Source organism: Streptomyces sp. NPDC005811 (assembly GCF_040630405.1).
Classification (GTDB): domain Bacteria; phylum Actinomycetota; class Actinomycetes; order Streptomycetales; family Streptomycetaceae; genus Streptomyces.
Genome location: NZ_JBEXXK010000077.1, coordinates 1 through 18,052, shown reverse-complemented (window position 1 = coordinate 18,052; position 18,052 = coordinate 1). Strand labels below are relative to the sequence as shown.

Here is an 18,052-nt window from a genome sequence, read left to right as displayed (position 1 = left end):
CGGCTCAACGGGGTGGCTTCCGCGTAGGCGAAAATATACAGGCAGGCTGGTATGTTATTGCATCTCGGGGAGAGCGAGTCGTAGAAAGGGGTCGTGTTGTGCAGTTCCAGCAGTTGCGGGCCTTCCGTGAGGTGGCGGCGGAGTTGAGTTTCACGCGCGCCGCCAGGAACCTCCACTACGCCCAGTCGACCGTGACCGCACAGATCAAGAACCTCGAAGAGGCCTTCGGCGCTGAGCTGTTCGACCGCAGCCGGCGCCGACTGGCGCTGACCGAAGCGGGGGAGCTGCTGCTGCCGCACGCCGAACGGATCATCGAGATCGCCGAGGCGGCCCGTCGCGAGGTCGGGCGGGTCGCCGTACGGGCGCAACGCCCCCACGACCGCCGGGTGCGTCCGGCGGCCTCGCGCACCCTGCTCTGAGTGCCGCCTCTCGCCGAGCACCCGTGACGGCCGGTCCCTTCGGGGCCCGGCCGTCACACGTGTACGGAAGCGAGGGCCGGGGGCCCGCACGGGGGCGTAACCGGGGCGCGTTATTCCGCAAGAGCCCGTGCGCGGGACGGCAAGCGGGGAATCGGCCCCGTTCCTACAGTCGCTGACAGCGGATCCCGTCCGGTCGCTTTGGGACATCCGCGTTCGTTCCCGCTCTACACCCGGAGAGGACCAACCATGGGTCAGGCCCCAGCAGCGGACCAGCCGACGGGTGCCGTCGACGCCCCGAGCGACCTGCGCGCCGTCATGCGCCACTTCGCCACCGGGGTCTGCGTGGTCAGTACGCACCGACAGGAACAGGACAGCCGTCGGCACAGCGCGGTCACCGTCAACTCCCTCACCTCCGTGTCGCTCGAGCCGCCGCTGGTGTCGCTCGGCTTCCGCAGCGACTCCGGCTTCCTCACCGACCTGATGGAGGCCCGGGTCTGGGGCATCTCCATCCTCGACGGCGAATCGGAGGACCTCGCCCGGCTCTTCGCCCGCCCACGCGCCGAGCGCGATCGTCTCGTGCACACCCGGCCCAGCGAACTCGGCGTCCACACCGGCACGTTGCTCTTCGACGCCGCCGGCTGGATGGAGTGCCGCTACCGCGACCACATGGTGGCCGGCGACCACGTCATGGTGATCGGCGAGGTCGTCGGGCTCGGCGTCCGCGGCACCCGCTCCCCGCTCATCTTCCTGCAGGGCGGCTTCCACCGCTTCGAGCCCCCGCAGTCATGAGAGCACTCCGCCCACCAGCCGTCCGCATACCGATAGGTGACTGACTCATGCCCTCTGGAATATCGATCGGCGTCGTCGGCGGCGGCGCGGCTGCCGTCTGCCTGATCGACGCGTTGGCCCGCAGCGGGGGCGACCCGGGCACCCTCACCCTGTTCGAGCCGTCGCCCCATCTGTGGCGCGGCCGGGCCTACCAGGTCGACACCGACACGCTGCGGGTGAACGCCACCCCCGACGACATGTCGGTGCGCGCGGGGGACCTCGGCCACTTCGAGCGCTGGCTGCAGGCCCGCGACCGCGTCACCGGAGTCTCGCAGGGCGTCGACCGGCTCTCCGGGGCCCGGTTCGCCCCCCGCCCGGTCTACGGCGAGTACCTGGAGGAGTCCGCATACGCGGCCCTCGGCGAACTGCGGCGGGGCGGCTGGCGCGTCGACATCATCGGCGAGGCCGTCACCTCCGCCTCCCGCCTGCCCAACCAGGTGCGGCTGAGCACCGGCGGGCAGTCCCGGGCCTTCGACTACGTCGTGCTCTCCGTCGGCGGCGACAGCCCCAAGGACGTCTACGGCCTCGCCGGCACGCCCGGCTTCGTCGGCGACCCCTATCCGGTCTCCGGCACGCTCGCGGACATCGGCGAGAACGAGCACGTCGCCGTCATCGGCAGCGGCCTGACCGCCGTCGACATCGTGCTGTCGCTGGCCGCGCGCGGCCACCAGGGCCCGATCAGCCTGCTCTCGCGCCGCGGTGTGCTGCCCGGAGTACGGCAGCGGCCCGTCCACTTCGAGCTGCGCCATCTGACACCGGAGCGCGTTCACACCACTGCCCGGGGGCGGCGCGAGCTCGCCATCGAGGACATCGCGGCGGTCCTGCGCGCCGAGTTCCGCGACGCCGGGGCCGACCTCGACGCCGTCGTCCAGGAGATCCTCCGCGTCGACCTGGAGGACCCGGTCGACCGGCTGCGCCGCCAGATCGACGAGGTCGACTCGCCGCAGATGGGTCTGCGCATCCTGCAGCGCGCCGTGCCGGAGACCGGCCCCGACGTCTGGCCGCTGCTGCGCGAGAAGGACAAGATCCAGATCCTGCGCGCCCACTACCGCACCATCATGAGCCTGTGCTGCCCGATGCCGCCGAGCAGCGCAGCCGTCCTGCTCGACCTGGTCGAGACGGGGCAGCTGGAGATGTTCTCCGGCGTGCTCGACATCACCCCCGCCGACGAGGGCGGCTTCGACGTCGTCGCCGCCGACGGCACCGAGCTGTGCGCCGACCGGGTGATCAGCGCCGTCAACGCCTCCGAGGGGCGCATCCCCACCAGCGCGCTGTCCCTGGTCACCTCGCTGATCCGGGCCCGCGCGGTCAGCCGCCACCCGCACGGCGGACTCCAGCTGGCCCGCGCCACCAGCCGGCTCACCAGCAACGGCCGGCCCGACCCGCGGCTGTACGGCCTGGGCAACATCGCCGCGGGCGCTCTGTTCTTCACCTTCGGGATCCCGTCCCTCGTCGACCGCAGTCAGGACATCGTGGCCGCGATCCTCGAACACGCGGCGACGGTGAACGCGGCGCTCCGCGAGAGCACCCCCGTCGCCGCCTGACGGCCGCGCCGACAGCACCGCGACGGGGCATCGATCGTCCGCGGCGCCGTCGTGGCCGGTCGCGCCCGCGTGGCGGAACCGCACATCGATACCGCACAGCACATCGATACCGCACAGCGCATCGACTACCGCCCCGCGCCCCCTTTCGCCCACCCAGGAAGGAACCATCGCGCATGAGCGTCACCGCCACCGAGCCCCGTCCCGCCCACCTCGCCGACACCGCCACCGGGCTGCCCATCCCCGGGGAGCCGCACTTCGCCACGCACGACGAGACCCGCAGGCACCGCAAGCAGCGGCTGGCCGCCGCCCTGAGACTGTTCGGCAAGTACGGTTTCGGCGAAGGCATATCCGGCCACATATCCGTACGCGACCCCGAGCACGAGGACCGCTTCTGGGTCAATCCCTTCGGCGTCTCCTTCAACCGGGTCCGCGTCGCCGACCTGATCTGCGTCGACTCCACCGGACGCGTCGTCAGCGGCCACCACCCGGTCAACCCCAGCGCCTTCGTCATCCACTCGCAGATCCACGAACTGCACCCCGGCGCCACGGCCGCCGCCCACGCCCACACCCCGCACTCCCGGGCGCTGGGTGCCCTCGGCCGGCTCCTGGAGCCCATCGACCAGGAGTCCGCCGCGTTCTACGGACGCCAGGTGCTCTACGGCGACTACGAGGGCCCCTCGGTCTCCCTCGGCCAGGGCCGCGACATCGCCGAGCGGCTCGGCGACAACCAGGCCATCCTGCTGCGCCACCACGGCCTGATCACGGTCGGCGGCTCCCTGGACGAGGCCGTGCACTGGTTCCTCACCTACGACAGCTGCGCCCAGGTACAGCTGCTCGCCCTGGCCGCGGGCACCCCGCAGACCTTCACGCACGAACAGGCCCTGGCCGCCCGTGAGGGCTTCGGCGACGAGCAGCTGGGCTGGTTCAGTTTCCAGCTGCTGTGGGACGAGATCACCGCCGAGCAGCCCGACCTGCTCGAGGAGTAGGGCGTGTCCCCCACTCCCGACCCCGCACGCCCGCGGTCCGGTCCGGCCGGTCCTTCCCTCCGTACGAGATCGAGGCCTCACCCGTATGCACGCTGAGCACACCGTGATGTCCCCGGATTCCTGGCGCCGGCTGCCGGCCGCGCAACAGCCCGACTGGCCCGATCCCGAAGCCCTGCGCGCGGTCGTCGCAGAGCTGTCCGACTATCCGCCGCTCGTCTTCGCCGGCGAGTGCGACCAACTGCGCAGCCGGCTCGCCCAGGTCACCCGCGGCGAGGCGTTCGTCCTGCAGGGCGGCGACTGCGCGGAGACCTTCCGCGAGGTCACCGCCGAGAAGGTCCGCGACAAGATCAAGACTCTGCTGCAGATGGCCGCGGTCCTCACCTACGCCACCTCGGTGCCGGTGGTGAAGATCGGCCGTATCGCCGGCCAGTACTCCAAGCCCCGCTCCAAGCCCACCGAGGTGCGCGGCGGCGTCGAACTGCCCGTCTACCGGGGAGACTCGGTCAACGGCCTGGAGTTCACCCCCGAGTCCCGCCGGCCCGACCCCGAGCGGCTGAAGCGGATGTACCACGCCTCCGCCGCCACCCTGAACCTGATCCGCGCCTTCATCACCGGCGGCTACGCCGACCTGCGCCAGGTCCACGAGTGGAACCGGGACTTCGTCGCCAGCTCACCGATCGGCGAGCGGTACGAGGATCTCGCCGGGGCCATCGACGACGCGCTGACCTTCCTCGCCGCCTGCGGAGCGGACCCCGGCGAGTTCCACTCCGCCGAGTTCTACTCCAGCCACGAGGCGCTGCTGCTCGACTACGAGGCGGCGTTCACCCGCACGGACTCGCGCACCGCGCTGCCGTACGACGTGTCCGCGCACATGATCTGGATCGGCGAGCGGACCCGCCGGCTCGACGGCGCGCACGTCGAGTTCGCGGCCCGGGTGCGCAACCCGATCGGCGTCAAGCTCGGCCCCGGCGTCAGCGCCGACGAGGCGCTGGCCCTCATCGACCGGCTCGACCCGGCGCGCGAACCGGGACGGCTGACCTTCATCACCCGCATGGGCCACGACAAGGTGCGGGACGTGCTGCCCGGTCTCGTCGAGAAGGTCACCGCCTCCGGCGCCCAGGTCGTCTGGTTGTGCGACCCCATGCACGGCAACACCTTCGAGGCGCCCAGCGGGCACAAGACCCGCCGCTTCGACGACGTCCTGGACGAGGTCCGCGGCTTCTTCGAGGTACACCGTGCCCTGGCCACCCACCCCGGCGGCATCCACATCGAGCTGACCGGCGAGGACGTCACGGAGTGCGTCGGCGGCGGTGACCACGTGGCCGTCAGCGACCTGCACCAGCGCTACCGCACAGCCTGCGACCCCCGCCTCAACCGCTATCAGTCCCTCGACCTCGCCTTCCAGGTCGCCGAGCTCTACCGCGAGCGCACCACATCCGTCCACCAGCCCGGCCCCCGGATCGCCTCCGTGGCCTGAGCCGTCACGATCCGTACCACCGAACGAGGAGGGTGCCATGACGATGCGAGCAGTGCGCGGCGCGGTCCAGCTGGAGCGCGACGACCGGACCCATCTGCGCCACAGCGTGAAGACCCTGTTCCAGCAGATGCTCGACGCCAACGGACTCGTCCACGACGACCTGGTGAGCGTCATCTTCACCGCCACGCCCGACCTGCACAGCGACTTCCCAGCCGTCGCCGTGCGTGAACTGGGCCTGGCCGACGTGCCGTTGATGTGCGCGCAGGAACTCGACATCGAAGGGGCGCTGCCCCGGGTGGTCAGGATCCTCGCGCACGCCGACACCGAGCGGCCCAAGCCCGAGATCCAGCACGTCTACCTCGGGGGCGCCGCCGCACTGCGCCGGGACCTCGCCACGGCCGTACAGGACCCGGCGTGATCCGCACCGCCGCGGTGGTGGGCACCGGCCTGATCGGCACCTCCATCGCGCTGGCCCTGACGCGGCACGGTGTGACCGTGTACCTGACCGACACCGACGAGTCCACGGCCCGTACCGCCGCGGCGCTCGGCGCCGGACTGGTCGGCCCCCCGCCCGGGCCGGCCGACATCGCGGTGCTCGCCGTACCGCCGCGCCGGGTCGGCGCGGTGCTCGCCGAGCAGCAGGCGCGCCGGCTCGCCCACGCCTACACAGACGTGGCGAGCGTGAAGGGCCGGCCGGAGCGGGGGGCCGCCGCGCACGGCACGGACCCCTCGGCCTTCGTCGGAGGCCATCCCATGGCCGGGCGGGAGCGCTCCGGGCCGCTGGCCGCCTGCGCCACGCTGTTCGAGGAGCGGACCTGGGTGCTCAGCCCGTCCGCAGACACGACACGCGAGACGCTCAACAGGGCACTGGAGCTGGTCGCGTCGTGCGGTGCGATTCCCGTCCTCATGGACAGCGAGGCGCACGACCGGGCGGTCGCCGCGGTCTCCCACGCCCCGCACGTCGTGGCCGCGCTGGTGGCGGCCCGGCTGCAGCACCTGTCCGCCGACGCGGTACGGCTCGCGGGGCAGGGGGTGCGGGACGTGACCCGGATCGCCGAGGGCGACGTACGGCTGTGGGGCGACATCCTGGAGGCCAACGCGAGGGCCGTCGCCGATGTGCTGGCCGACCTCGCCGCGGACCTCGACGTCACCGTCGCCGCGCTGCGGGGGCTGGCCGCCGTCGACGCCGACGAGCGCGCACAGGGCACCACCCTGCTGGCCGACCTGCTCACCCGGGGGCTCGCCGGGCGCGCGGCGATCGCGGGCAAGCACGGTGCCTCCGACGTCGGCTGTGTGCCGGTACGGATCCTGATCGGCGACCAGCCGGGCGAGCTGGCGCGGCTGCTGGGCGCCGCCTCCGAACTCGACGTCAACATCGAGGACATGTCCATCGACCACTCGCCGGGCAAACCCAGCGGCCTGGTCGAGCTGATGGTCGCCCCCACCGCAGCCCCGGGCATGGTCCAGCGGCTGAAGGACTGCGGCTGGCGGGTCCAGCGGTTCGGGGCACCCGCCGCCCACACCCCGTCCCGGCCCGCGGTGGTCCGCGACCGGACGGGCGTGCGCACGGCGGCGTGAGCACGTCACCGAGATGACGGAGCACCCGTCGAAAGACCGGCGCCCATCGAGAGAACGGCTCCCACCAGAGGAACGGCCCCGACCGAAGGAACTGCATTGTCTGCTTTGCGATGGCTCACCGCCGGCGAGTCGCACGGGCCGGCCCTGGTCGCTGTGCTCGAGGGGTTGCCGGCCGGCGTCCGGACCTCCACCGAACAGGTCGCCGAAGCGCTCGCCCGCCGACGGCTGGGGTACGGGCGGGGTGCCCGGATGAAGTTCGAGCGCGACGAGGTGGACTTCGTCGGCGGGGTGCGGCACGGTCGCACCCTCGGCAGCCCGGTCGCCGTCCGCGTCGGCAACAGCGAGTGGCCGAAGTGGGAGAACGTGATGGCCGCCGACCCGGTGCCCGCCGCCGTACTGGCGGGCCAGGCCCGCAACGACCCACTCACCCGCCCCCGCCCCGGCCACGCGGACCTGGCCGGCATGCAGAAGTACGGCTTCGACGACGCCCGGCCCGTTCTCGAGCGGGCCAGCGCCCGGGAGACCGCGGCCCGGGTCGCGCTGGGCAGCGTCGCCGAGGCCTTCCTGGCACAGGCGTACGGGATCCGGCTGGTCAGCCATGTCGTGGCGCTCGGCGGACAGCGACCCGGCTCGCCCGCGCTGCCCGGTCCCGAGGACACCGGGCGGCTCGACGCCGACCCCGTACGCTGCTACGACGCCGTCGCGTCGGCCGCCATGGTCGCCGAGGTCGATCGGGCGCGGCGGGCCGGGGACACCCTCGGTGGTGTCGTCGAGGTCCTGGTCCATGGCCTTCCGCCGGGTCTCGGCTCGCATGTGCACTGGGACCGGCGGCTGGACGCCCGGCTGGCCGGTGCCCTCATGGGTATCCAGGCCATCAAGGGCGTCGAGTTCGGGGACGGCTTCGCGCTCGCCGCCGCCCCCGGTTCCGCCGCGCACGACGAGATCGTCCCCACCGGCGCGGGGGTACGTCGCTCCAGCGGCCGTTCCGGCGGCGTCGAGGGCGGCATGTCGACGGGGGAACCCCTGCGCGTACGGGCCGCGATGAAACCGATCGCCACCGTGCCGCGGGCCCTGGCCACCGTCGACGTGGCCACCGGTGCGGCGGCCGTGGCCCACCACCAGCGTTCCGACGTGTGCGCGGTACCGGCCGCCGCCGTGGTCGCCCAGGCCGTGACCGCCCTCGTGATCGCGGACGTCGCGCTGGAGAAGTTCGGCGGTGACAGCGTGCCGGAGACCGCCCGCAACCACCGCGCCTATCTCGACCATCTGACCATCGAATGAGGACTGCCTTGACCTTCCCGACCTTTTCGTCCCCCACGTCCGTCTCCCTGAGGTCGGCGGGCCCGGCACCGTACCCCGTCGTTCTCGGCCGGGGACTGCACGAGCAGGCCGGGCGCATGCTCGGCGACCGGGCGCTGCGCGTCGCGATCGTGCACCCGCCGAAGCTGGCCGGCGCCGCCCACCGGATCGCCGGGGACCTCGAACGCACCGGCCGCCAGGTGCTGCCGCTGGTGGTGCCGCCCGGTGAGGCGGCCAAGGACGCCGGTGTCCTCGTCTACCTGTGGTCGCAGCTCGGCGAGTCCGGCTTCACCGCCGCCGACGCCGTGGTGGCGCTGGGCGGCGGTGCCACGGTCGACCTCGCCGGCTTCCTGGCGGCGACCTGGCAGGGCGGCATCTCCCTGGTGCTGGCCCCGGCCACCCCGGCGGGCATGGTCCGCGCGGGCGTCGGCGGCCGGTCCGCCCTGAACGTGCCCCAGGGCAAGAACCTGGCCGGCGTCCACCACTCGCCCGTCGGCGCGGTGTGCGACCTGGACCTCCTTCGTAGCCTCCCGCCCGCCGAGTACACCGGCTCCCTCGCCGAGATCGTGAAGACGGGCCTGATCGCCGACCCCGCCCTCCTCGACCTGATCGAGTCCGACCCACGCGCCGCGACGGACCCGACGGGCGAGCGGGCGGGAGAACTGATCGAGGGCGCGCTGCGGGCCCAGGTCGCGGTGGTCGCCGGGGGCGCGGCGGCCGGTGACGCGTCGGCCGGGGACGCGCGCGTGTTCCTCGACTACGGCCACACGCTCGCCCACGCCGTCGAGTACACCGAGCGCTACCGCGTCCGGCACGGGCACGCGGTGTCCGTCGGCATGGTGTTCGCGGCTGAACTCGCCCGTGAGGCGGGGCGGCTGGACGCCGGGGATGTGCAACGGCACCGGTCCGTGCTGGCGGCTGTCGGGCTGCCGACCTCGCATCCGCGGTATGCCTGGGAGCGCCTGCGTGCCGCGTTCGCCGTCGACGGACCGGCCCGGGGCACCCGCCTCCGGTTCGTCGTCCTGGACGCCCTCGGCCGCCCCGCCCTGCTGGAGGACCCCGACCCCGACCTCCTGAACGCGGCGTACGCCCGGATCTCGGGATGACCGTCCCCGCGGCCGCGCACGCCCCACCCCGGTGGGGTCCCCGGCCCACCGCCACCCCCGATCCCGTCGCCGACCTGGCGCATCACGTACTGCGCTCTCTCGCCCGCCGCGACCAGCGGCGCAGCGCGGAGCTGTACATCCGGGGGCTGCTGGAGGCGACGGGGCGCAAGACCATCCGCAACATCGCCTCGCACACCGGGGATCCGGCCGACGCTCAGCGGCTGCATCACCTGGTCAGCGCGTCGACGTGGGACTGGCGGCCGGTACGGGCCGCCCTCGCCCGGCACATGGGCGGCTCGCTGCCGCCCCGGGCCTGGGTCGTGCACACCGCGACGGTGCCCCGTGCCGGACGCGGCGGAGTGGGCGTCGACCACTTCGCCGACCCGCGCACCGCACGGACCGTCAGCGCGCAGCGGGCCTTCGGACTGTGGGCCGCCTCGGACCGGGGCGGCTGTCCGGTCGACTGGCACCTCCAGCTCACCCCGCGCTGGCTGGGCGACGGGCAGCTGCGCGAGCAGGCCGGCATCCCCGCCGACGCGGTCGCGCTGGACGGGGTGTCGGCCGGGCTGATGATGCTCCTGGACACCGCCCGCACCGGAGCGGCGCCCCACCCCCCGGTCCTCCTGGACGCCCGCCACGCCCCGGCCGGTCAGGTCGCCGCCCGGCTCGGCGCTCACGGCTTCTCCTACCTGCTCCGCATCAGCGCCGCCCAGTTGCTGACCCGGCTCGGCGTCGACGGTCGCGCCACCGGGCCCCCGGGCACCGCCCGCGAGCTGGCCGGTGCCCTGCCGCGCGGTCTGCTCAGCCGGGTGCCCGCGCCTCGACCCGCGACCGGCCGGCGTGAGGTCGCGCAGGTGCCGTGCCGGGCCGCCGACGGCCCGGGGCCCCGGCGCCGTCAGCTTCTGCTGGCGCTGCGCGACCCGGTCAGCCCGCTGGACGCCGCCTTCTGGCTCACCGACCTCACCGACCTGGACACGGTCGCCCTGGTGCGGCTGACCGCCGTCCCCGCACAGGTCGCGCGGGGCGCGAGCGGTGCCGGCCGCCGTGTCGGGCTGTACGACTTCGAGGGGCGTTCCCACGCAGGCTGGCACCGTCACATCACCCTCGCCTCGGCCGCCCACGCCACCACCCTCCTGCCTCCCACCCACAGCAGGACCACCCCCTCGCCACCACGTCCCTAGCTAGGGTCCTTCCGTCCCGAGTCCATCGCCGGGGCCGGCCCCGGGCCGTGCGTCATCGAACTCTCCAATACCATTGCGATACCGGCATGCAGGTATGTTTTCTTTGAAGGGTGAGAACAGGACGCACGGATGGAGGCAGACGCGGTGGTACGTCTCGATGAACTGGAGCCGGTGCGCGCCGCGGCCGGGTCCGCTCCCCCCGGCCGCGGCGGAGTGCAGATCGTCCGGGAGCACGACGAGCCGCTCGACGGCACCACCAGGACCCACCAGTTCGGCGGGGTCCGGGTGGCGCTGGTCAAGGGCAGCGGCCCCGCGGAACTGATCCGGCCGAACCGGCAGATAGACACCCGGACGGCGGGCTGTCTGCGCGTCGTGCGGCCGATGACCGGCGAGGTCTGGGTCTTCCAGGACGGCCGGCACGGCACCGTACGCGCCCCGCAGCTCGTCTGCTTCGACAGCACACGCCCCTACAAGGTGGTCATGCCGGAGAACTTCCGGCTGGTCGACGTCATGGTCACGCACCGGCTCGTGGGCCTGACCGCCCCCGAGGCCGAACCCCTGACCGCCCGTCCGTGGTCCGGGGCCGAGGGCCTGGCCGCCCTGCTGTCCTCGCTGCTGGAAGGGCTCGGCCGGCACGGCAGCCAGGTCGAGACCGCGGTCGATCTGCTCGGCGGCAGTGTGGTGGGGCTGACCGCGGCGCTCTTCGCGGAGCGCATGCGCGAGGTCGCCGAGGACCCGCAGATCGCCCGGCAGACGCTGATGCTGCACATCCAGGCCCATGTCCGCGAGCGGCTGGCCGAGCCCGACCTGAGCCCGGCGTCGATCGCCCGCGAGCATCATGTCTCGCTGCGCTACCTGCAGAAGATCTTCCAGGAACACGGGATCAGCCCAGCCCGCTGGATCCGCGACGAACGGCTCGCCCGCTGCCGTACCGAACTCGCCGACCCCGCACTGGACCATCTGCCGGTCGCGCTGATCGGCGAACGGGCCGGCCTGTACGGGGCGTCCCACTTCAGCCGCCAGTTCCGCGACCGCTACGGCACCACCCCCACCGAGTACCGCCGGGAGCGTGCCTCATGACCGGCACCGGACGCTCCCTGCTGGACGGCGGGCCCGCCCCGCACCCGGAGTGCGGCACGCTCGGCAACGCGCTGATCCGGGCCGCCCTCGCCCCCGCCGCCCAGGGCCAGGGTGTGTGCTTCGTCGGTGGCGACGGCGGCGAGACCCACTGGAGCTATCCGCGGCTGCTGGACGAGGCGGCCCGGATGCTCGCCGGGCTGCGGGAGGCCGGAGTGAGTCCGGGAGAGCAGGTCGTCCTGCACATCGCCGAGGAGCGCGAGCTGCTGGCCGTCTTCTGGGGCTGTGTGCTGGGCGGGTTCGTGCCGCTGCTCGTCGGGACCGGCAGCACCCCGGCCGCCCGCGCTGCCGCGCCCGGCCTGCTGGAGGGGGTCTGGCAGCGTTACGGCCGTCCCCGCGTCGTCACCGGGCGGGAGCAGGCCGTCCTCGCCGCCACCCGGGCCCACCCGAGCTGGGCCAGGGCCTGGCTCGGCCACCCGCGGCTGCTGCGCGCCGATGCCCCCGACCACCACCGCCACCCGGCCCGCCCCGACGACCTCGCGGCCCTGCTGCTCACCTCGGGCTCCACCGGAGTGCCCAAGGCGGTGATGCTCAGCCACCGCAACATCCTCGCCCGCAGTGCCGCCACCGCCCGCGTCAACGGGCTCGGCGGGGCGACCCGCACGGTCAACTGGATGCCGCTGGACCACGCCGGCGGGCTGCTGCTGTTCCATGTGCGCGACGTCTACCTCGGCGCCTACCAGGTGCACGCCCGCCCGGACTGGGTCCTCGCCGACCCGCTGCGCTGGCTGGACCTCGCCCACCGGCACCGCGCCTGCACGACCTGGGCGCCCAACTTCGCCTTCTCCCTCGTCAACGGCCAGGCCCACCGGCTGGCCGGCCGGAGCTGGGATCTGAGACGGCTGCGCTACGTCATGAACGGCGGGGAGCCGGTACGCGCCGCGGTGGTGCGGCGGTTCATGGCGCTGCTCGCCCCGTTCGGGCTGCCCGGCGACGCGATGTTCCCCGGCTGGGGCATGTCCGAGACGGCCGCCGGTGTCGTCGACTGCCGGCTCTCCGACCTCACCGCCGAGGACGGGCGCCCCGTGCCCGCCGGGCGCCCCCAGCCGGGTACCGCCGTGCGCTGCGTCGACGACCGCGGTGGGCTGGTGCCCGCCGGCACCGTCGGCCACCTCCAGGTCACCGGCCCCTCGGTCACCCGCGGCTACCTCGACGACGCCGGGCAGACCCACCGCTCCTTCACCCCCGACGGCTGGTTCCGCACCGGCGACCTGGCCTATGTCGAGGACGGTGTCCTCACGGTCACCGGGCGGGCGGACGACCTCGTCGAGTGCGACGGGGTGCGCCGGCACAGCCACGAGATCGAGGCCGTCGTGGAGGAACTGGACTTCGTCACCCCGTCGCACACCGTGGCCTCCCCGGTCACCGGCGAAGGCGGCGAGGAACTCGCGGTCTTCTACCACCCGAGCCCCGGCACCGTCCCGGACGACGCGGCGGTGGCCGTCCGGGCCCGCGTCGCCGGCCGCCTCGGCCTGCACGTGGCGCACGTCGTCGCGGTGGACGTGGAGGACATCCCCAGGACCGGCATCGGGAAACTTCGCAGATCCCGGATGCGGGAGTGGTACGAAACGCAGGATCGTATCGACCGTCATGCCGCGGACGTCCCGCGCGAGGCACGGTCGGCACGACCGGAGAAGGGGGAAGAGGTCATGAGTGACACCGCGGGGGCCGCCACGGACGGCGACGCGCTGCGGATCGGGGTGCTCGGCCCCCTCGAGATCCGCGCGCAGGGAGAGGACCGCACCCCCACCGCTCCGATGGCCCGGCGTGCCCTGGCCGTACTGCTGCTGAACGCCAACCGCCTGGTGTCGACCTCGGCCCTGATCGAGGAGCTGTGGGAGTCCGAGCCGCCGCGGCTGGCCCGCAAGACCGTGCAGACGTACGTCTACCAGATACGCAAGGCGCTGCGCTGCCCCGTCAACTCCTACGAGCGGGTGCGGACCGGGCCGGGCGGCTACCGGATCGACCTCCAGCCCGGCGAGCTCGACCTGTGGGAGTTCGACCACGAGGTGGTCCGCGCCCGCAGCGCGCTCGCAGAGGGCGATCCGCGCACCGCGGCGGCCGTGCTGCGCGAGGCGCTCGCGCTGTGGCGGGGGGAGCCCTTCGCCGGTCTGGAGACCGGACCGCTGCTCGCCGCGCAGATCGCGCAGATCGCCGACTCCCGGCTCGGCGCACTGGAGCTGCGTATCACCGCGGACCTGCTCCTCGGCCGCCACCGGGGCCTGGTGGGGGAGTTGCAGCAGATCACCGGTGACCATCCGCTCAACGAGGAGTTCGCCGCGCAGCTGATGCTCGCCGCGCACCGGTCGGGGCAGCGCGCCACGGCCCTGGAGGCGTTCGCACGGCTGCGCCGCGCGCTCGTCGACGAGCTGGGCATCGAACCCTCCGAGCGGCTGCAGAAGCTGCAACAGGACGTGCTGAGCGAGGTGTTGCCCCAGCCGGTGCCGGAGTTCGCACCCGCACCCGTCACGGCTTCCGCCGCACCCTCCGCGCCCGCCGCCCGGGGCCGACTGCCCCTGGACGCCCCGGACTTCACCGGGCGCACCGCTGAACTGGCCGAGCTGACCGCCCTCACCGAGGAGGGGGCGGCCGGGGAGGGCCCGCGGGTCGTCGTGGTCCTGGGGCCGGCCGGGGTGGGCAAGACCGCGCTCGCCGTGCACGCGGCGCACCGGATCGCCGGCCGGTTCCCGGACGGGGTGCTGCACGTCCGGCTGCACGACGACGAGGACCGGCCGCGACGGCCCGCCGCCGTACTGCGCGGGCTGCTGCGGGACTGCGGCGAGGACCCGGCCCGGCTGCCCGAGGACAGCGAGGAACTGGCCGGTCTCCTGCGGTCGTTCAGCGCCGGGCGGTCGCTGCTGGTGCTGCTGGACGACGCCGCCGGCACCGACCAGGTACTGCCGCTGCTGCCGGCCGGCGGCGCGAGCCTCGCGCTGGTGACCTCCCGGGTCCGGCTGCCCGGCCTGCCCGGCGCCCTGACCCTGCGGCTCGGGCCGCTGTCGGCCCGGGACGCGGCCGACTTCTTCGCACGGGTCGCGGGGGCCGAGCGCAGCGTCGCCGAACCGGGCGTGCTGTCCGAGGTCACCCGGCTGATGGGCAACTTCCCGCTGACCCTGCGCGCCGTGGGCGAGAAGTTCGCGTCCCGCCCGATGTGGACGCTGCCCGACCTGGCCGGTGCGCTGGTGGACGACGGTCAGCTGGCGGCGGAACTGCACGACGAGGCCTGCGACGTGCTGGCCCGGGCGGCCGGCGCCATAGCCCGGCTGCCCGGCTCGCTGCGCCGGGCGCTGGCGCTGCTGGCGGCGACCGGGACGGCCCCCTTCGACATCCCCCTGGCCCGGCGGCTGCTGGGCGGCGACACCTGGTCCGTCCAGTCGTTGGTGGGCCGGCTGTGCGACCACCATGTGGTGGTGCCGGTGGACCAGGGCGACCCGGCCGTCCTCGCGTTCCGGGTGCCCGACCTGATCCGGCTGGCGCTGCCGTCCCCGCAGCACGGGAAACTCCACGTCCTGCCCGGAGCCGACCGCGACCTGGGCGACCGCTCCGTGTCGGGGGTGCTGACCGCGGCGGAATGGGCGCCCTGGCGGGCGGGGCGCGGTGCCGCCGACCACGGCCGTTGACCGGGCCTTCACCCCGGCTGGGCCGGCCGGGCCGAAGCTGTCTGTCGGTCCGACCGGGTCCGCCGGTACGGCATGGCTCCGACCGAGGAGGCGGCGTGCGGCAAGAGGAGTACGCGACAGTACCGGCCCGCTGGCTGATGGTGCCCGCGGGAGTGGAGATCAGCCTCGAACCGCCGTGCGGGGCCGTGCGTCCCGGACGGCGGCGTACGGGTGAGGAGCACGAACGGCACGCGTCCGTCTGCGGCCGGTGCGGCGCACGTCAGCCGGAGGAGGCCGCTTGACGGCATCCTCCGGCTGACGTGCGTACGGTCGGACTCCCCGGGCCTCAGGCGGCCGAGGCCGCCGGCGTGGCCGCCTCGTGGGCGGGGAAGTGCGGCAGGACGTGCTCGGCCAGCTCCTGCAGGACCTCGGCGGCCGGCCTGCGACCGTACTTGAGGTTCAGTACGACATGGTGCACGCCGGCCTCCCGCAGGCCCTCCAGGTGGGTGCGCAGATAGCGCCGGCCGGTCCGGTAGCCGAGATGGATGGCGCTGGGCCGGGCGTCGGGGCGCTCCACGAGGTCGAGGTAGAGCGACTGGGCGAAGGGCTTCCCCGGCTGACCCGCCTCGTGCACCGCCTTCTGCCACAGGGCGGTCGTGCGGCGCTGCTGGATCAGCGGGCGCGGGTACATGAGCCAGCCGTCGGCGTGCTCGGCGATCCACGGCACGCTCTGCCGGCTGTGCCCGGTGACCAGGACCGGGACGGCGCCGCCGTCCGGCCTCGGCAGCACACCCGCGTCGCGCAGGGCGCCGTAACGCGAGTCGACGGCGGGGAAGTCCTCCGCCCACAGGCGCCGCAGCGTCGAGACCGCGGTACGGAACAACTCCCCGCTGTCGTCGCGGTCCAGGCCGTACGCCGGGAACTCCACGCCCCGGTCCCCGGTCGCCCCGCCCAGCACCAGCCGCCGGCCGCTGAGCCGGTCCAGCGAGGCGGCGGACTTCGCCGTGTCGATGGGGTTGCGCAGCGGCAGCACGGTGGAGCCGGTGGCCAGGGCCACGCGCGAGGTGCGGGCCGCCGTGTGGGCCAGCCACACCCAGGGGTCGTACATCTGCCCCGCGTCGCCGAACGCCGGGTCCAGCAACGGGATGTCCCGCACCCACAGGGCCGCGAAGCCCGCGCGTTCGGCCTGCACGGCGCGCTCGGTCTGCTCCACGACGTCCATCCGGGCCACCGGGCCGTCGTACGACTCCAGCGGGAAGAACACGCCCAGAGTCAGGGCGTCGGGACGGAACATGCGCGCGAATCCGGGCCGCTCGGCGAACTGGGAGTCGAAGCGGGACACGGGACCTCCGAGAAATGAGTTCGCTCACCGTGGCCGGCCGTGACCGGTCCCGCCGCGGTGAGCGAACAAACCGACACCATCTCCGCCCGCCATCCTGGGCACCGCCCGGCCCGCCGGGTGCCGAGGCCGCGCACGGATCCTGACCGGTCCGCGCACCGCGCCGCCCGTTCCTCCTGCGGTCCGCACCCTGACCTGCACGTTTTCCCTGCCTTGGCGGCTCCTTTGACGCCTGGTCCGAGGCTCCTTGACAGAGAGCCGGGACCGAGTGGCGAGGTGGGATGGAATGCAGACCAGGCTGCACAAGCGCACCACACCGGGGGAGTCGTTCCGCCGGGCGCAGGAGACGTCGCAGGAGAGTGTGCTGGGGGAGTTGGGCCAGGTGCTCTTCGAGTCCCTCCCGCGCAGCGACCAGCGGCGCCGGGGGGTGGAGTACGTCCTGGGTCTGCTCGGCGTCGAGGGCCGCAAGTCGATACGGAACATCTCCTCGCTGTTCGGCGGGGAGGCTGCCGAACAGAGCCTGCACCACTTCATCAGCGGCTCCACCTGGGACTGGAGCCCGGTCCGCCGGGCCCTCGCCCACCACCTGGAGGAGATCTCCCCGGCCCGCGCCTATGTGCTGGGGCCCATGGTGATTCCCAAGGCCGGCGACAGCTCGGTCGGAGTGGAACGCCGCTTCGACCCCAGCCGCGGGCAGATGCTCAACGCCCAGCAGGCGGTGGGGGTCTGGGCGGTGTCCGAGGAGCACAGCACGCCCGTCAACTGGCGGCTGCACCTGCCCGAGACCTGGCTGAAGGACGCGACCCGGCGGCGACAGGCGTCCATCCCGGAGCACATGTCGGCCGAGACCATGGACCAGTGCTCCGTGGAGGCGTATCTCGCCATCACCCGGGACTGGGGGCTGCCCGTGCGCCCGGCCGTGATGGACGCGCGCGAGTCCGACGTGCCGAGCCTGGTGCGCCGGCTGCAGAGCGCGGGCGCGCCGATGCTGCTGCGTGTCAGCGCCCATGCGCAGGTGACCGCGGTCGACCCGGGACTTCCGCGGACCGTCGTCGACAACGAGATGACGGCTCATCAACTGATGAGGGCGGTAAGGCCGTTGCGTCAGCCGCTCATCCAGCGCGGGCCGGAGCCGGGTGGCAGGGCCGTGCACGCGGGGCTGACCGCCGCCGTCCGGGTGCGACTGCCCCGGCCCGGTGCGCGGCGTCCGGCCGGGGGCCGTGACCTGGTGCTGCTCGGCGTCGGCGAGAACGGCGGGCGCTGGCCCGGAGAGCTGTGGCTGACCGACATCACCGACCTGCATCCGGCGCAGCTGCTGCGGCTGAGCCGGCTGACCCGGCGGGTCGACCGGGACTTCAGCGAGATCGCCGAACGGGTCGGCATCCGCGACTACTCCGGCCGCTCCTTCAGCGGCTGGCACCGCCACGCCACCCTCGCCTCGGTGGCGCACGCCGTCGCCGTCCTCTCCGGCACGGCCGAACCGGTGACGGAGGTGAGCCGGGCGACAGCGTGATCCACCGAGTGGGCGGGGGCCGGATCCGGCCCCCGCCCCCACGGGG

At 73.8% G+C, this 18,052-nt stretch carries 15 protein-coding genes; 14 read left to right on the top strand and 1 reads right to left on the bottom strand.

Annotated features, from left to right (window positions below):
• Positions 1–98 precede the first annotated feature (98 nt).
• The 13 genes from ABZ490_RS47260 (at position 99) to ABZ490_RS47200 (ending at position 15,456) form a co-directional block, all read left to right on the top strand.
• Positions 99–419 (top strand): LysR family transcriptional regulator, encoded by a 321-nt coding sequence (locus ABZ490_RS47260; RefSeq protein WP_359005437.1) that lies wholly within the window; start codon positions 99–101, stop codon positions 417–419.
• 246 nt (positions 420–665) lie between these two features.
• Entirely contained in the window at positions 666–1,208 is a 543-nt protein-coding gene (locus ABZ490_RS47255) for a flavin reductase family protein (protein WP_359005434.1), read from the top strand.
• A gap of 47 nt (positions 1,209–1,255) precedes the next feature.
• On the top strand, positions 1,256–2,791 hold the full coding sequence (locus ABZ490_RS47250) for an FAD/NAD(P)-binding protein (RefSeq protein ID WP_359005431.1): 1,536 nt from the start codon (positions 1,256–1,258) through the stop codon (positions 2,789–2,791).
• Between the two features lie 173 nt (positions 2,792–2,964).
• On the top strand, positions 2,965–3,777 hold the full coding sequence (locus tag ABZ490_RS47245; RefSeq protein ID WP_359005428.1) for a class II aldolase/adducin family protein: 813 nt from the start codon (positions 2,965–2,967) through the stop codon (positions 3,775–3,777).
• 85 nt (positions 3,778–3,862) lie between these two features.
• A complete protein-coding gene (locus tag ABZ490_RS47240; RefSeq protein WP_359005425.1) occupies positions 3,863–5,254 on the top strand; it encodes a class II 3-deoxy-7-phosphoheptulonate synthase in 1,392 nt (463 codons plus the stop codon).
• A gap of 37 nt (positions 5,255–5,291) precedes the next feature.
• Complete coding sequence (gene aroH / locus ABZ490_RS47235; protein WP_359005422.1) at positions 5,292–5,672, top strand: chorismate mutase; 381 nt, start codon at positions 5,292–5,294, stop codon at positions 5,670–5,672.
• On the top strand, positions 5,672–6,832 hold the full coding sequence (locus ABZ490_RS47230; protein WP_359005528.1) for a prephenate dehydrogenase: 1,161 nt from the start codon (positions 5,672–5,674) through the stop codon (positions 6,830–6,832). The genes aroH and ABZ490_RS47230 overlap by 1 nt, the downstream gene beginning before the upstream one ends.
• Positions 6,833–6,928: 96 nt before the next feature.
• Positions 6,929–8,113, top strand: a complete 1,185-nt coding sequence (gene aroC, locus ABZ490_RS47225; protein ID WP_359005418.1) for a chorismate synthase — start codon at positions 6,929–6,931, stop codon at positions 8,111–8,113.
• An 8-nt stretch (positions 8,114–8,121) separates the two neighbouring features.
• On the top strand, positions 8,122–9,237 hold the full coding sequence (locus tag ABZ490_RS47220; RefSeq protein WP_359005415.1) for a 3-dehydroquinate synthase family protein: 1,116 nt from the start codon (positions 8,122–8,124) through the stop codon (positions 9,235–9,237).
• The gene (locus ABZ490_RS47215) at positions 9,234–10,418 is read left to right on the top strand and encodes a transposase (RefSeq protein ID WP_359005412.1); all 1,185 of its coding nucleotides are present in this window, start codon (positions 9,234–9,236) and stop codon (positions 10,416–10,418) included. The genes ABZ490_RS47220 and ABZ490_RS47215 overlap by 4 nt, the downstream gene beginning before the upstream one ends.
• 144 nt (positions 10,419–10,562) lie before the next feature.
• Positions 10,563–11,498: a helix-turn-helix domain-containing protein gene (locus ABZ490_RS47210; protein ID WP_359005409.1), complete on the top strand. Its 936-nt coding sequence runs from the start codon at positions 10,563–10,565 to the stop codon at positions 11,496–11,498.
• The gene (locus ABZ490_RS47205; protein ID WP_359005407.1) at positions 11,495–15,175 is read left to right on the top strand and encodes an AMP-binding protein; all 3,681 of its coding nucleotides are present in this window, start codon (positions 11,495–11,497) and stop codon (positions 15,173–15,175) included. The genes ABZ490_RS47210 and ABZ490_RS47205 overlap by 4 nt, the downstream gene beginning before the upstream one ends.
• Positions 15,176–15,270: 95 nt before the next feature.
• Positions 15,271–15,456 (top strand): hypothetical protein, encoded by a 186-nt coding sequence (locus ABZ490_RS47200; RefSeq protein ID WP_359005404.1) that lies wholly within the window; start codon positions 15,271–15,273, stop codon positions 15,454–15,456.
• A gap of 44 nt (positions 15,457–15,500) precedes the next feature.
• Here ABZ490_RS47200 and ABZ490_RS47195 read toward each other — a convergent pair whose 3' ends face one another.
• The gene (locus ABZ490_RS47195) at positions 15,501–16,496 is read right to left on the bottom strand and encodes an LLM class oxidoreductase (RefSeq protein ID WP_359005400.1); all 996 of its coding nucleotides are present in this window, start codon (positions 16,494–16,496) and stop codon (positions 15,501–15,503) included.
• Between the two features lie 283 nt (positions 16,497–16,779).
• On the opposite strand from ABZ490_RS47195, the gene ABZ490_RS47190 reads away from it, so the two are divergent.
• Positions 16,780–18,006 carry a transposase gene (locus ABZ490_RS47190; protein WP_359005397.1) on the top strand — a complete coding sequence of 409 codons (1,227 nt, stop codon included), beginning with the start codon at positions 16,780–16,782 and terminating at the stop codon, positions 18,004–18,006.
• Positions 18,007–18,052 lie beyond the last annotated feature (46 nt).